Source organism: Desulfobaculum senezii (assembly GCF_054657395.1).
In genome coordinates, this window is record NZ_BAAHYU010000002.1 from 731,250 (window position 1) to 744,474 (window position 13,225).

Here is a 13,225-nt window from a genome sequence, read left to right on the forward strand (position 1 = left end):
GGGGCCGGAGTTTAAGCGTTGTGCCCGGTGGTCTGGGCGGACGAGAGCTGCTCGTCGGTACAGCCGAATCGGCGGCCACGGCCCGCAAACGCGGCAAGGGCGTCGTGCAGGTGGGCTTCGTCGAAGTCGGGCCAGTGCGTCGGGGTAAAGTAGAATTCAGCGTAGGCGGCCTGCCACAGCAAAAAGTTGGACAGCCGCAGTTCCCCGCTGGTGCGGATGATGAGGTCCGGGTCGGGCTGGCCTGCGGTGTACAGGCGCTCGGCGATGGCGTCCTCGGTGATGTCTTCCGGGCGTGCGCCCTCGGCGGCAAGCTGGCGGCAGGCGCGTAGGATTTCATCGCGCCCGGAGTAGTTGAGGGCGAGGTTGAGGGTCATCTCCGTGCCGTCCTTGGACTGCGACACCGCGCGTTTGACCGCTTGCCGCGTCACCAGCGGCAACTCGGAGAGGTCGCCGAGAATATTGAGGCGTATGCCCTGTTCGATGAGGGAGGCCATCTCGCGGTTCATGAACCGCACAAGCAGGTCGAACAGGAAAGAGATTTCCTTTTTCGGCCGCGCCCAGTTCTCGCGCGAGAAGGTGTACAGCGTGACGTGACGAATGCCGAGTTTGCGGCATTCGGTGACGAGGCGCTTTGCCGAAGCGGTTCCGGCCTTGTGGCCTTCGCTTCGTGGCATTCCCTGAGCCTTGGCCCAACGGCCATTGCCGTCCATGATGACGGCGAGGTGACGAGGCAGTGTGTCGAACTTCAGAGTCATGCTCCGCAGGTTGGCTTGACGCGGGGGCGTCGAAAAAAGGAAAATCCTGCCGCCCCGGCAGAAGGGACGGCAGGACGAAAAGGGCGTAGATATCCGGGGCTAGAGCTCCATGATCTCGGCATCCTTGGCCTTGAGGAGCTTGTCGGCTTCCTCGACCATGGCATTGGTGATCTTCTGGATTTCTTCCTGCCCGCGGCGCTGGTCATCTTCGGAAATATCCTTGTCTTTTTCCAGCTTTTTCAGAGATTCGTTGGCATCTCTGCGGACGTTTCGGATAGCGATCTTGCAGTCCTCGGAGTACTTCTTGGCCAGTTTGACCAAATCCTTACGGCGCTCCTCGGTCAGCGGGGGGATGTTGATGCGCAACAGCTTGCCGTCGTTGACCGGGTTCAGCCCGAGGTCGGAGCTGATGATGGCCTTTTCGGCGGGGGCAAATGCGCCACGGTCCCAAGGCTGAATGGTGATGGAACGGCTGTCCGGCACGGCGATGGAAGCGAGCTGCTTCAGGGGCGTGGGGGTGCCGTAGTAATCCACCATGACGTCCTCGACCAAAGCAGTGGAGGCGCGGCCGGTGCGCAGTTTTGCAAAATCGCGCTCAAGGCTGGCCAGAGCTTTTTTCATCCTGTCCTGACAATCATCCATCACGGACTGCATGGTCTAATCTCCTCCTTCGACGAGAGTTCCGATATTTTCGCCGCTAACGACTTTTTTGATATTGCCGCTTTCGAAGAGGTTGAATACGGCGATGGGCAGGTTGTTGTCCATGGCCAGCGAAATGGCGGTGGAGTCCATAACCTGCAGCCGTTTGCTCAACACTTCGATGTAGCTCAGGCTCGGGTATTTGACGGCATCCTCGTACACCATGGGGTCTTTGTCGTAAACGCCATCGACCTTGGTGGCCTTGAGGATGGCCTGCGTGTGAAGCTCCGCAGCCCTAAGCGCCGCAGCGGTATCGGTAGTGAAATACGGGTTGCCGGTACCTGCGGCGCAGATGACGACGCGGCCCTTTTCCAGATGGCGGATAGCCCGCCTACGGATGTAGGGCTCCGACACTTCCTGCATGGAAATGGCGCTCATCACACGGGTTTGTATGCCTTCCTTTTCCAGTCCGTCCTGCACGGCAAGAGCATTCATGACAGTGGCCAGCATACCCATGTAATCGCCCTGGGCGCGGTCCATGCCTTTGGCGCTTGCCGCCATGCCGCGAAAGATGTTGCCGCCGCCAATGACGAGGGCCACCTGCACTCCCATGCGGGAGACTTCCGCGATTTCGCGACAAAATGCGCTGACGGATTCGGGGTCTATACCGAATTTTTGCTTTCCCGCCAATGCCTCGCCGCTGAGCTTCAGCAGCACCCTCTGGAACCGCAACTCACTCATATTTCACACCTTTATGCGCTTTCTGTGGTTAATTTGCCAGAACACCGTAACATAATTCTGGCAAAGGTTTGAGAAAAAAAGGCCAAAAAAAACGGGCCTTGCGGCCCGTTTCGGAGAGCTTAGCTTTGGGCGTCTTCGCCCACGGCTACGCGGGCAAATCGGCCAATCTGGATGTTTTCACCCAGAACAGCGACCAGCTCGTTCAGGAGGTCCTGAATGGAGAGCTTGTCGTCTTTCACGAAAGGCTGCTCAAGCAGGCAGACTTCCTTGTAGTATTTCTTCACGCGGCCTTCGACGATCTTGTCGGCAATGTGCTCGGGCTTGCCTTCTTCGAGGGCCTGATTGCGGTAGATTTCCTTTTCCTTCTCCAGCATGTCCTGGGGCAGCTCATCGGGGGAGACGCACACGGGGCTCATGGCAGCAATCTGCATGGCCACGTCCTTGGCAAAGGCCTGGAACTTATCGGACTTGGCGACGAAGTCGGTCTCGCACTTGATCTCGACCATGACGCCCAGCTTGCCGTTGGAGTGGATGTAGGAGCCGACGTACCCTTCGGAGGTGGCGCGGCCGGCCTTCTTCTGGGCCTTGGCCAGACCCTTCTCACGCAGCCATGCGACAGCCTTGTCGGTGTCGCCGCCGCACTCGCCGAGGGCCTTTTTGCAGTCCATCATGCCAGCGCCAGTCTTGTCGCGCAGCTCTTTCACCATTGCAGCGGTAATAGCCATTGTTACTTTTCCTCCGCGGATTCAGCTTCAGGGGCCTCTTCGGCCTTATCTTCTTCCTTGGCGGCTTCGGCGGCCTTGGCCATCTGCACTTCCTCCTGGCGGGCGTCGCCTTCGAGGCAGGCGTCAGCGATGGCGGAGGCAAACAGCTTGATGGCGCGGATGGCGTCGTCGTTGCCGGGGATAACGTAATCAACGAGGTCGGGATCGCAGTTGGAGTCGCACACGGCCACGATCGGGATACCGAGCTTGCGGCACTCGCGCACGGCGATGTCTTCGCGCTTGGGGTCAACCACAAAGGCGACGGCGGGCAGGCCTTCCAGGTCCTTGATGCCGCCGAGGGCGAGGTTCAGCTTCTGCACCTCGCGGGTCATGCCCACGATTTCGCGCTTGGGGAACTTGTTGATGGTGCCGTCTTCGAACATGGTCTCCAGCTTCTTCAGACGGTCAATGCTGTGCTTGATGGTCTGGAAGTTGGTGAGCGTGCCGCCGAGCCAGCGGTTGGTCATGAAGTGCTGACCAGCGCGGGAGGCTTCCTGCTTCATGGATTCCTGCGCCTGGCGCTTGGTTCCGATGAAGAGCACCTTGCCGCCGTTGGCGACCTTTTCTGCGATGAAGTCATGGGCCTTCTGGAACAGACGGACGGTCTGCTGCAGGTCCATGATGTGGATGCCGTTACGGGCGCCGAAGATGAACGGACGCATCTTGGGGTTCCAGCGGCGGGTCTGGTGACCGAAGTGAACACCGGTCTCCAGCATCTGCTTCATGTTGACATAAGCCATGGTAATTCCTCCAGGGTTGTTTTCCTCCACTCCGCGTAAAGCACGCCCATAACCCCCTCAACGGAGAGGGCACCCATGGGCGTCAACGTGGGGTGTGTGGGATTGAAATCGCGGCGTTATACTTGGAATGCAGAATGATGGCAAGCAGAAAATGTCCGCCAGCCACCACCCTTCACTACTGCACCCGGGCGGCGGCCGTATCGCCCCCGGAGTGGGACTGCGCGCTCTCCGCCTGAACAGGATTGGAGAGTCGGCCCAGTCCGCTGATTTCTACGCTGACAACGTCGCCGTCAGCGATGGTCGCACCGTTGTTGTTCATGCCGAACATCACCACGTCGCCGGGAAGCAGCGTCATGATGGACGACACGTGGCTGATGGCCTCCAGCGGCTGCATGGTCAGGTCATCGATGGTGAAGTGCTTGGATGTCTCGTCGTTGACGGCGAGGGCGATGTCCAGCTCTTCAAGGGCGGGCAGGTCCGTTTCGATGAAGGGACCGACCGGCGTAAAAGTGTCGAAGCCCTGCGCGGCGGCGGAGCCGGGTTCGGCAAGTTCGGGCACATGCGCGGCAATGTTGGCGCAGCATGTGTAGCCAAAAATATGCGAGGGCATGTCCTGCGTCTGCACGCCACGGCATTGCCGCCCGATGAGGATGCCCAGCATGGGGTTGGCCACGGCCTGTTGCGCTGTGGCGGGGATGCTTATGGTCTGTCCGTTGCCGATGACGGAGGACGGCGGCTTGAGGTTCAGCCGCGGAGTGGGCTGGGGCGAATCGGTTGGGCGCGCTTCAATGGTAATGATTTTTGAGGGGACGGCCAGCGGGAGGAGGGTGGCTTCCTCGGGCGGGATGATGCCTTCAATACCTTTGGCGCGGTCCAAACACTGCAGACCGCCGTCGGTGACGCGCGCATAAAACGAAACGCCTCGGTGTAATACGCGGATTATTCTCATAAGTGCCACCTTGTTCTTTTGGGGTGAGTGGTGCGCGGGACAAAGGGCGCATAGTCCTCTATAGCAGGTGACGGCTGTGGTGTCTAACCCATGGAAAATGTGCAGGGAATCTTTTGCCCCCATGGGTAAGACCTCTGCGCCGGCGCAAGCCGTTACCGCGCGGGTTTTCGGCGGTTTTTCCGTGGCGGGGCCGGGCGGGACAATGATGATGGTGGCCTGCTGCGCGTCCGGCGTGGAGCGCCGGCGCGTGCGGCGGCGCAGGACTGGGCGCGCAGGGGTCTGCATTCAGGGGCTTGACAACGCTCCGGAAACGGCTCTACATATTGCGGATGCAAAACGTTGCCCCCACCACCATCGCGACCTCCTATTATTACGCTGCGGACATGACGGTCTGTGGCGACTGGTGCGTTGTGCTGTAGGGGCACGGGAAAAACGACAGTCGAGTGTAGCGAGGCCGTTGGATAACATCCAGCGGCCTCTTTTTTTTGTGCGATTTTGCAGCTAAGGGAAAGCGCAGGAGGAATGTCATGCACATTGGAAAAGCCATCCGCTTTGAACGAATTATGAACCGCAATACCGGCCGCGCCATTATCGTGCCGCTGGACCATGGCACCACCATCGGTCCGGTGGACGGCCTCATCGACATGCGCGAGACCCTCGCCCATGTGGCTGAAGGCGGCGCCAACGCCGTGTTGATGCATAAGGGGCTGGTCCCCTGCGGCCACCGCCAGCAGGGGCCGGACATCGGCCTCATTGTCCATTTGTCCGCCAGCACGGTGCTGTCGCCCTTCCCCAATGCCAAGACCCTCACCGGCACGGTTGAGGACGCCATTCGCCTTGGTGCGGACGCCGTGAGCGTGCATGTGAACCTTGGCGACGAAAGCGAACGCGACATGCTGGCCGACCTTGGCCGCACCGCGTCGCAGGCTTCGGAGTGGGGGATGCCCATTCTCGCCATGGTATACGCCCGCGGCCCCAAGGTTGCCAACGAGTTTGACCCCGACGTGGTGGCGCACTGCGCCCGCGTGGGCATGGAACTGGGCGCGGACATCGTCAAGGTGCCCTACACCGGCTCGCCCGAGACCTTCCGCCGCGCTGTGGCCGGAGCCTGCGTGCCTGTGGTCATCGCCGGTGGTCCCAAGGTGGACAGCCCGCGCGACCTGCTCCAGATGGTGTCCGACTCCCTCGATGCCGGCGGCAGCGGCCTGTCCATTGGCCGCAACATCTTCCAGGCGGAGGATACCTTCAATATGGTCCGCGCCTTGAACGGCCTTGTTCACGAGGGCTGGGACGTGGACAGCGCGCTGGACGTGGCCGAGGGCCGCTAGCGCTACACCGGGGCGGCGTCTTCCCCGCGTGTGATGCCCGGCTGTTTCTGTGGGATTGTGCCCGATTGTGGCCGATTCTGCTCGAAGCTGACAGTCGTAGGTAGCCGCCTCAACGCGGACCAAACGGAGCCGGATACGCCCCCAGACGCCGCGCCGTGGGCCGCGTGATGTCACGTTGCCTCGGCCTGCGCCGCATTGGGGCGGGCCGCGCTTTCGGGCGCGCCGGGGACGCCATACCGTTTTCCCTTCCTGCCGCATTCTGCCAGCGCCGTGCGCTGGTTCTTCTCGCCATCCAAACGAGCACAGGCCCGGAGCGACAGTGTCGCTTCGGGCCTGTTGCCGTGGTCCCCTTGGGACCATCCCCTTCCCGCGTAGGACTACGCAGTGAAAAGATCAAGCCGCGCCGGTGCGGCAGGGACGGGGCGTCCTTTCTTGTAGGTCATGCAGGTGTACTTGACCACCAGCCACGCGTCGGCAAGCGGGGCGGGCAGAAATGCCGGGGCCGACAGTTCCGGGTCCGCCTGCGGGGCGCGCCGGGGAGAGCGGGGTGCGCCGCCAAGAATGCGCTTCATGCGGCGTGATGCGTCGCCAGTGCCGGATTCCTCGGCAAGGGCGGCAGCCACGCGCCGGGCTGTGGCCTCGGGGTGGTCCGTAAAGTGGCAGGCGCGGGAAATGGCCGTGTACACCGCGCTCTCGTTTCCGTTGTGCTCCATGGCCTGTGCGTAGGCGCGGCCTGCACCGGTCCAGTCGCCGCGTTTGACCATGGCGGCGCCGAGGTCGATGAACGGGTTGTCCGTCTCCGGGCACTGTTTGAGCACGCGGACGAAGATGGTGCGCGCTTCCTCGTAGCGGCCGATGCGGGAATAGGCCGCGGCGGCAAGGCGCATGTATTTGCGGGCTTGCCTGTCGTTCCCCTTGCCCTGCCACGCTTTGCCCAGCCCCTCATATGCTTCGGCGTAGAGGCGGTCGAGGACGGTGGCCTTGCGGAAGTTGACGATGGCGCCGTTCCAGTCGTGCTTGCCAAGGCGGGCGCAGCCGGTTTTGTAGTAGTCGTGGGCCTTTTCCGGGGCGGCGACCACGTGCTCCCACTTGCGCATGGCCTTGTCCACTTGCCCTTCTTCGGCTTGCCGCGCGGCGCGTTCAAGGGCGGCGCGCTGGGCTGCGCCTGCAAGGTCGCCCTGCGCGGCAAGGCTGAGTTGGCGCTGAAAATTGTCCTGCGAGTAGGGGCGGAGCAGGTAGCCCGCGCATCCTGCGGCCACGGCGTCCAGCAGGGCGCCCTCGCTGGTATCCGTGCTGGCGAGGATGACGGGGATGCTCCGGACCTGCGGCGCATCGCGCAGCATATGCAGAAAATCCAGTCCGCGTGCGCCGTGAAGCTGTTCGTCGCAGATGACGAGGTCGGCGTGTGTTTTTTCGATGAGGGACAACGCCCCGGCGGGCGAGTCCGTCCCGCTGATGGTGTTGACGCCGCACTGGCGCAAAAAGCGCTTGTCCCGCTGGCGGTTGGCTTCCGACGCGGTAACGACAACGGCGCTGGTAAAGCCCGTGCGGGTGTGCTGTGGATTCTGGTTGTGCATTGAAATCTCCATAGAGCTGCCACCTCATTCATCGGCAGAAAATGCAGGGGCTTTAGCCCACTAGCGCGAAAAGCGCGGCGCACGGCTCCAGACGCTCACTCCCGCTTCCGCCGCGTCAGCCCACGTGCCCCGCGGTATACGTGGCTGGCTGTGGCGGCCGCCGTCGTCCGTAATGGGCGTGCAAAAAATTCCGGCACGGAAATTGATTAAAGCCGGACGGATAGCACACAATGAACGGTCAACGGAGGTCGTATGCAGAAGAAGTGTTGCCGTTGTAACGGCGAGCTTGGTGAATGGAGCATATACGTCGAAACAGAGCGCGGCCCCATCTGCGGCGACTGCATTGTAACGGAGGGGCTTCGCGTTGCGCGGCCCGAACAGCGCCGGAACAATGTCGTTCCGCTGACACGCGAGCGCATCGTCCTTGTTGACGAGGCGGCAGGGTGGGGCGCGAAATAACGCGCCACGTCGTGAACGGGCGCGACAATGCGCTTTGATTCACATGCAGGGGCGCTGGGAGGCATTGGACCTTTCAGCGCCCCTTTTTTGCGGCTTGTGGCCGGAGAGGATGGAGAAAATCCCTTTCGCGGCAGTTTTCTTCTTTTCAACGCTATAGATGATGCGGTACGAGTTTGGACCTGTTGCAGGGGAAAAGGGGTTACGAGGGGAATTTGCCTGCAGAGGCGCGGCTTGACCCGTTCTGCCAGACGGGGCGCCTGCGGAGCATCCCCCCGGTTCTTTATGAATTGAATGCTTCTGAGAGGTCACTAATGAGAGGGAAGGTCATTATCGGTGCCGTATTCGCCCTTGGGCTGTACGTTGCGCCGAGTGTGCATGCCGGAGGGTATGTGGGCTCCAAGGCCTGTGGAGAGTGTCACGAGGAAGAGTTTCAGCGGTTCACTGCGCATTCCAAGAAAGCCCGCTCGTGGGAGAGTGTGGAGGTGATGGCTTCGGACCTGACGCAGGAGGAACTGCGCGGGTGTTTTGACTGTCACACCACGGGGTACGGCAAAGGCGGCTTCATCAGCCACGACGCCACGCCGCACCTTGCTGATGTGGGATGCGAAACCTGCCACGGGCCGGGCGCAGAGCATGCGGACATGGGGGACCCATCGCTCATCACGCGCACGCCTACCCTTGACGACTGTCGGCGCTGTCATAATGCCGACCGTGTCCAGAACTTTGACTTCAAGCCGCTGATCCACAGCGGTGCGCATTAAGGGGGCCGCCATGCTGGATTACGTGAAGCGTCATCTGGGTGTGAAGGTCACCATCCTTGTCCTTGTGGTCAGCGTTATTGTCTTTACCGGCCTTGCCGTTGTCACCGCCGCATGGCGCAGCGAAGACTTTCGCGCAAGCCTTGAGCAGTCCGTCGGCCAGACGTCCGAGCTGCTCTACCACGCCATTGCCAAGCCTATGGTCGTTGGCGACGACGCAGGCACCCGCGAGCAGTTTGACTTTATCCGCGAAAAATATCCCGATGTGCAGGTTTACCTGACTAACTTCCGCGGCAATATCACCTACACCACCACGCCGGACCATGAGCGCATAGACCTTGACGAAGCCCTGCCCATGGACGGCCTGCACGCCATGTCCGAACAGGCCCTCAAGACGGATTCGTCGGCGGGCAAGCTCCTGCAGGCTGGAGACAAGCACGTGTTTGTGCGGGTGGACTCCATCCGCAACCGGCAGTCTTGTCATCACTGTCATGGGGCGTCGCAGCCCATTCTTGGCGAGATGGTCGTCATGCAGGACGTTACCCCCGCCATTGCGGGTATGAACATGGAGATTGCCAAGTTCGTTGGCCTGTGCGTGGCGGGGCTGGTTATTCTTGTGGCCTCGGTGGTGATATTCCTGCGGCGGCAGGTGGTGCGCAATGTGGGCATCATCGCCAAGGCCTCGCGTGATATCACCGCGGGCGACCTGAGCGCGGACTTCAACGTCTCCACCAGTGACGAGTTGGGGCAGATGTCCCATACCCTTGCGGAGATGGTGGACAAGCTCAAGAAACAGCTTGGATTCTCCGAGGGCGTCCTCAAGGGCATTACCCTGCCGTGCGTTATCAGCCGTCAGGACGGCACCATTTCCTACATGAACCGCCAACTGTGCGAGTACCTTGGCAAGCCTGGCTCGCCGGAGCAGTACAAAGGGCAGCTTCTTGGCGAGTTCTTCTACGGCGACGCCTCGCACGTCACCACGTCCTGCCGCGCTTTGGAAACCAAGCGGCAGGTCACCGAAGAAATCACCTACGCCACGCCCGATGGCCGAAACCTCACCGTGGAAGTGACCGCAACACCCTTCCACGACATGGACGGCAAGCTCCTTGGTACCTTGGCCATCTGGTTCGACCTGACGGAAATCCGCGCCAACGAGGAGCGCATCAACGAGCAGAACCAGCGCATGACCGGCGCCGCTCAGGAGGCCGAAGCCGTTTCCTCGCAGGTGGCGTCCGCGTCCGAGGAACTTGCCGCGCAGGTGGAGCAGTCCACCCACGGCGCGGACGACCAACAGCAGCGCATTGCCGAAGTGGCCACCGCCATGGAGGAAATGAACGCCACGGTTATCGAGGTGGCCCGCAATGCCGGAAACGCCGCAGAAATGGCCGAGCAGGTCCGTAACCGCGCCCGCGAAGGGCACGACGTGGTCAACTCCTCCGTGGAGCTGGTCAATGTGGTGTCGCAGCAGGCGCAGGAGCTGCGCCAGAGCATGACCGAGCTGGGCGCCAAGGCCGACGGCGTTGGGCAGGTCATCACCACCATTGAGGATATTGCCGACCAGACCAACCTGCTGGCCCTCAATGCCGCCATCGAGGCCGCCCGCGCTGGAGACGCCGGACGCGGCTTTGCCGTTGTTGCCGACGAGGTCCGCAAGCTGGCCGAGCGCACCATGGCCGCCACCAAGGAAGTGACGGACTCCATCAAGGAGATTCAGGAAAGCGCCAACCTCAACGTGCGCGGTACGGAAAAGGCCGTGGACGCCGTGGAGCGCAGCCGCGACATGGCGCACCAGTCCGGCGAGGTGCTGCAGGACATTGTCCGCGTCATCGAGCAGACCGCCGACCAGGTCCGCACCATTGCCACCGCTGCGGAACAGCAGTCCGCGACCAGTGAGGAAATCGCCAACGCTACCGAGGGCATACGGACCATCGCGTCCGAAACGTCCGTGGCGATGGATGAATCAACACGCGCCATCAGCGACCTGGCGGGGCTGGCGCAACGGCTGCAAACAGTTATTGAAACGATGCGATCCAAATAATGCCAAAGCGCATTCCGGACGCATCTTGAGAGAGGGATGTTGAGGGCTCCGGACAGACGGTTCGGGGCCCTCTTTGTGTTTTGACAAGGAGGACGCGCCCCCGCGTCCTTAGCAGAGAAGGGGTTTCAATGCTGCGAATTAAGAGTTGCAACACGCTTCTTTCCGCGTTGGTTGTTCTACTTATTGCGTCATCAGTCGGGGGGCTGGTGTGGTATGTGAACGCATCGTCCTACAGCATGGCGCTGGACATGGGACGCCAGACCGCCGTGCAAAGCTGCGAGAGCACCGTCCGGTCGCTGGACCGGTATCTGGAGGGCGCCGAAGTGCTGGCCAAAGGCCTTGCCAAGGAGCGTAAGGTCCGCAACAGCCTTATGTCCTCCTACGGCGCCAACAAGGCCTACACCCGTCTCAAACAGGTGGTGGAGTCCCAGCCCGGCTACGCCGCCGTGGCCATTTTTGACGCGACGGGCCGCATCGTTGCGGGTGCAGATACTGAGGGCAACAGCCTTGCAGGAACCGACCCCGGTGGCGGCGACGCCATCGAGGCCATTCTTGGCGGCAGGATGTCCTTTGCCTCGGGCAACGTTGTCGTCCTTGAGGGCGGTGGACAGGTCTTTGCCGTAGGGCACGCCATCACTGACGGCGGCGATACGGCCACCGGCGGCGTGCTGGTCTTCCCGCGTCTGGATATCTTTATGACGCAGGTGCTGGAGCCGGTGCGCGTCGGCGATGCGGGCTACGGATTTATTCTTGATGCGCAGGGCCGCGTCCTCGGCCACGGCGCGGACCCCTCGCTGGTTATGCGCGACGTCAGCGCCGAGGCGTTCATTCAGAAGGCCCTTGCCGAAACGCATGGCGACATTTGGTACACATGGAATGGCCGCCACAAGCTTATGAGCTTTAAGACCGTGGCCGAAACGGGCTGGCGCGTCGCCGTGAGTGTGGACGAGGCCGACCTTGCCGCCACCGCCGTGCGTCAGCGCAGTATTATGATTGCCGCAGGCGTCGCTATGATTTTGCTGGTGGCCGGGAGCATCGTTTTTCTCGTGCGCACCTTTGCCCTGCGCCCCCTCGCGCAGGTGGAGCGCTTTTCCGGGCAGGTTGCCGCAGGCGACTACAACGCCACGCTGGACGGGCATTTTCGTTTTGAATTTGCCGGGCTGGCCGAGCATGTGACGGATATGGTGGCCGAGCTGAAGTCCCGCCTTGGCTTTTCGCAGGGCGTTCTCAGCGGCATCACGCAGCCCTGCGTTGTTGTGGGGCCGGACAACCACGTGCGGTACGTCAACGACGCCATGTGCGCCGTGCTGGAACTGCCCGGCGCGCCAAGCGAATACATCGGCACCACGTCCGGTGAACTCTTCTACGGCGACGCCTCGCGTCACACCATCACCCAGCGCGCGCTGGAGCAGGACCGCCAGCTTGAAGAGGAAATCACCTACTCCACGCCCAGCGGCCGCACCATCGTGGTCAACGTGACGTCCACTCCGTTTTTCGACATGGACGGCACTTGCCTTGGCACCATGACCCTCTGGTTCGACCTTACTGCCATCCGCGAGCAGCAGCAGCGCATCCGCAATCAGCACGAGCGCATCTCCCACGCCGCCGGGGACGCCAACGATGTGTCCTCCATGGTTTCCTCTTCCGCCGAGGAGCTTGCCGCGCAGGTGGAGCAGTCCAACCACGGGGCCGAGCAGCAACAGCAGCGCACCGGCGAAGTCGCCGCCGCCATGGAAGAGATGAACGCCACCGTGCTGGAAGTAGCCCGCAATGCCGACAACGCCGCGGAAATGGCCGAGCAGGTGCGCGACCACGCCCAGCGCGGCGAAGGCGTCGCCGCCAAGGCGCGCGACGTGTCCGTTGCCGTGGCCGAGCAGAGCGCCCAGCTCACCGCGCAGATGGAGGAACTGGGCAAGCAGGCCGAAGCCGTGGGGCAGGTTATCACCGTTATTCAGGAAATTGCCGACCAGACGAACCTTCTCGCCCTCAATGCCGCCATCGAGGCCGCACGCGCTGGCGACGCCGGGCGCGGTTTTGCCGTTGTCGCCGACGAAGTGCGCAAGCTGGCCGAGCGTACCATGAGCGCCACGCGTGAGGTCACGCAGTCCGTCACCCTCATTCAGCAAAGCGCCGCTCAGACCGTGGACGGCACCCGCGATGTCGCCTCCGGCATTGAGGAAACCCGCGAGATGGCCGAACAGAGCGGCGCCGTACTCAGCGAGATTGTCCGCATGATCGACTCCACTGCCGATCAGGTGCGGGCCATCGCCACCGCCGCAGACCAGCAGACCGCCTCCAGCGAGGAAATCACCCGCGCAACCGAAGGCATCCGCACCATCGCGACCGAGACCTCAACCGCCATGGGCGAATCCACGCAGGCTATTCAAGCCCTTGCCGAGCAGGCCGCGCGTTTGCAATCCATCATCGGCGATATGCGAAGCGGCGACGCCTAGCCCATCGCCTCCGTACAGCCCAAA

The 13,225-nt window shown here is 62.2% G+C and carries 12 protein-coding genes; 5 read left to right on the top strand and 7 right to left on the bottom strand.

Going from position 1 to position 13,225, the window contains the following annotated elements; all coding sequences use genetic code 11:
- Positions 1 to 11 precede the first annotated feature (11 nt).
- The 6 genes from uppS to ACYQ2T_RS04035 form a co-directional block, all read right to left on the bottom strand.
- Positions 12 to 755, bottom strand: a complete 744-nt coding sequence (gene uppS, locus ACYQ2T_RS04010; RefSeq protein ID WP_459898635.1) for an undecaprenyl pyrophosphate synthase — start codon at positions 753 to 755, stop codon at positions 12 to 14.
- 99 nt (positions 756 to 854) lie between these two features.
- Positions 855 to 1,409 (bottom strand): ribosome recycling factor, encoded by a 555-nt coding sequence (gene frr / locus ACYQ2T_RS04015; protein WP_459898637.1) that lies wholly within the window; start codon positions 1,407 to 1,409, stop codon positions 855 to 857.
- 3 nt (positions 1,410 to 1,412) lie between these two features.
- The gene (gene pyrH, locus ACYQ2T_RS04020) at positions 1,413 to 2,135 is read right to left on the bottom strand and encodes a UMP kinase (RefSeq protein ID WP_459898639.1); all 723 of its coding nucleotides are present in this window, start codon (positions 2,133 to 2,135) and stop codon (positions 1,413 to 1,415) included.
- 119 nt (positions 2,136 to 2,254) lie between these two features.
- The gene (tsf, locus tag ACYQ2T_RS04025) at positions 2,255 to 2,860 is read right to left on the bottom strand and encodes a translation elongation factor Ts (RefSeq protein WP_459898641.1); all 606 of its coding nucleotides are present in this window, start codon (positions 2,858 to 2,860) and stop codon (positions 2,255 to 2,257) included.
- 2 nt (positions 2,861 to 2,862) lie between these two features.
- Complete coding sequence (gene rpsB / locus ACYQ2T_RS04030; RefSeq protein WP_459898643.1) at positions 2,863 to 3,639, bottom strand: 30S ribosomal protein S2; 777 nt, start codon at positions 3,637 to 3,639, stop codon at positions 2,863 to 2,865.
- 175 nt (positions 3,640 to 3,814) lie between these two features.
- Positions 3,815 to 4,588 carry a fumarylacetoacetate hydrolase family protein gene (locus tag ACYQ2T_RS04035; protein ID WP_459898645.1) on the bottom strand — a complete coding sequence of 258 codons (774 nt, stop codon included), beginning with the start codon at positions 4,586 to 4,588 and terminating at the stop codon, positions 3,815 to 3,817.
- A gap of 527 nt (positions 4,589 to 5,115) precedes the next feature.
- Between ACYQ2T_RS04035 and ACYQ2T_RS04040 the strand changes: the two genes are divergently transcribed.
- Positions 5,116 to 5,916, top strand: coding sequence for a 2-amino-3,7-dideoxy-D-threo-hept-6-ulosonate synthase (locus tag ACYQ2T_RS04040; protein ID WP_459898646.1), 801 nt, complete (start codon positions 5,116 to 5,118; stop codon positions 5,914 to 5,916).
- 377 nt (positions 5,917 to 6,293) lie between these two features.
- Here ACYQ2T_RS04040 and ACYQ2T_RS04045 read toward each other — a convergent pair whose 3' ends face one another.
- Complete coding sequence (locus ACYQ2T_RS04045; RefSeq protein ID WP_459898648.1) at positions 6,294 to 7,493, bottom strand: response regulator; 1,200 nt, start codon at positions 7,491 to 7,493, stop codon at positions 6,294 to 6,296.
- 252 nt (positions 7,494 to 7,745) lie between these two features.
- Here ACYQ2T_RS04045 and ACYQ2T_RS04050 point away from each other — a divergent pair, with 252 nt between their 5' ends.
- From ACYQ2T_RS04050 to ACYQ2T_RS04065, 4 genes are all read left to right on the top strand, one after another.
- Positions 7,746 to 7,952: a hypothetical protein gene (locus ACYQ2T_RS04050; protein ID WP_459898650.1), complete on the top strand. Its 207-nt coding sequence runs from the start codon at positions 7,746 to 7,748 to the stop codon at positions 7,950 to 7,952.
- 311 nt (positions 7,953 to 8,263) lie between these two features.
- Positions 8,264 to 8,713, top strand: a complete 450-nt coding sequence (locus ACYQ2T_RS04055; protein WP_459898651.1) for a multiheme c-type cytochrome — start codon at positions 8,264 to 8,266, stop codon at positions 8,711 to 8,713.
- Between the two features lie 10 nt (positions 8,714 to 8,723).
- The gene (locus tag ACYQ2T_RS04060; RefSeq protein ID WP_459898653.1) at positions 8,724 to 10,748 is read left to right on the top strand and encodes a methyl-accepting chemotaxis protein; all 2,025 of its coding nucleotides are present in this window, start codon (positions 8,724 to 8,726) and stop codon (positions 10,746 to 10,748) included.
- A 128-nt stretch (positions 10,749 to 10,876) separates the two neighbouring features.
- Entirely contained in the window at positions 10,877 to 13,201 is a 2,325-nt protein-coding gene (locus tag ACYQ2T_RS04065; RefSeq protein ID WP_459898654.1) for a methyl-accepting chemotaxis protein, read from the top strand.
- The last annotated feature ends 24 nt before the right edge of the window (positions 13,202 to 13,225 follow it).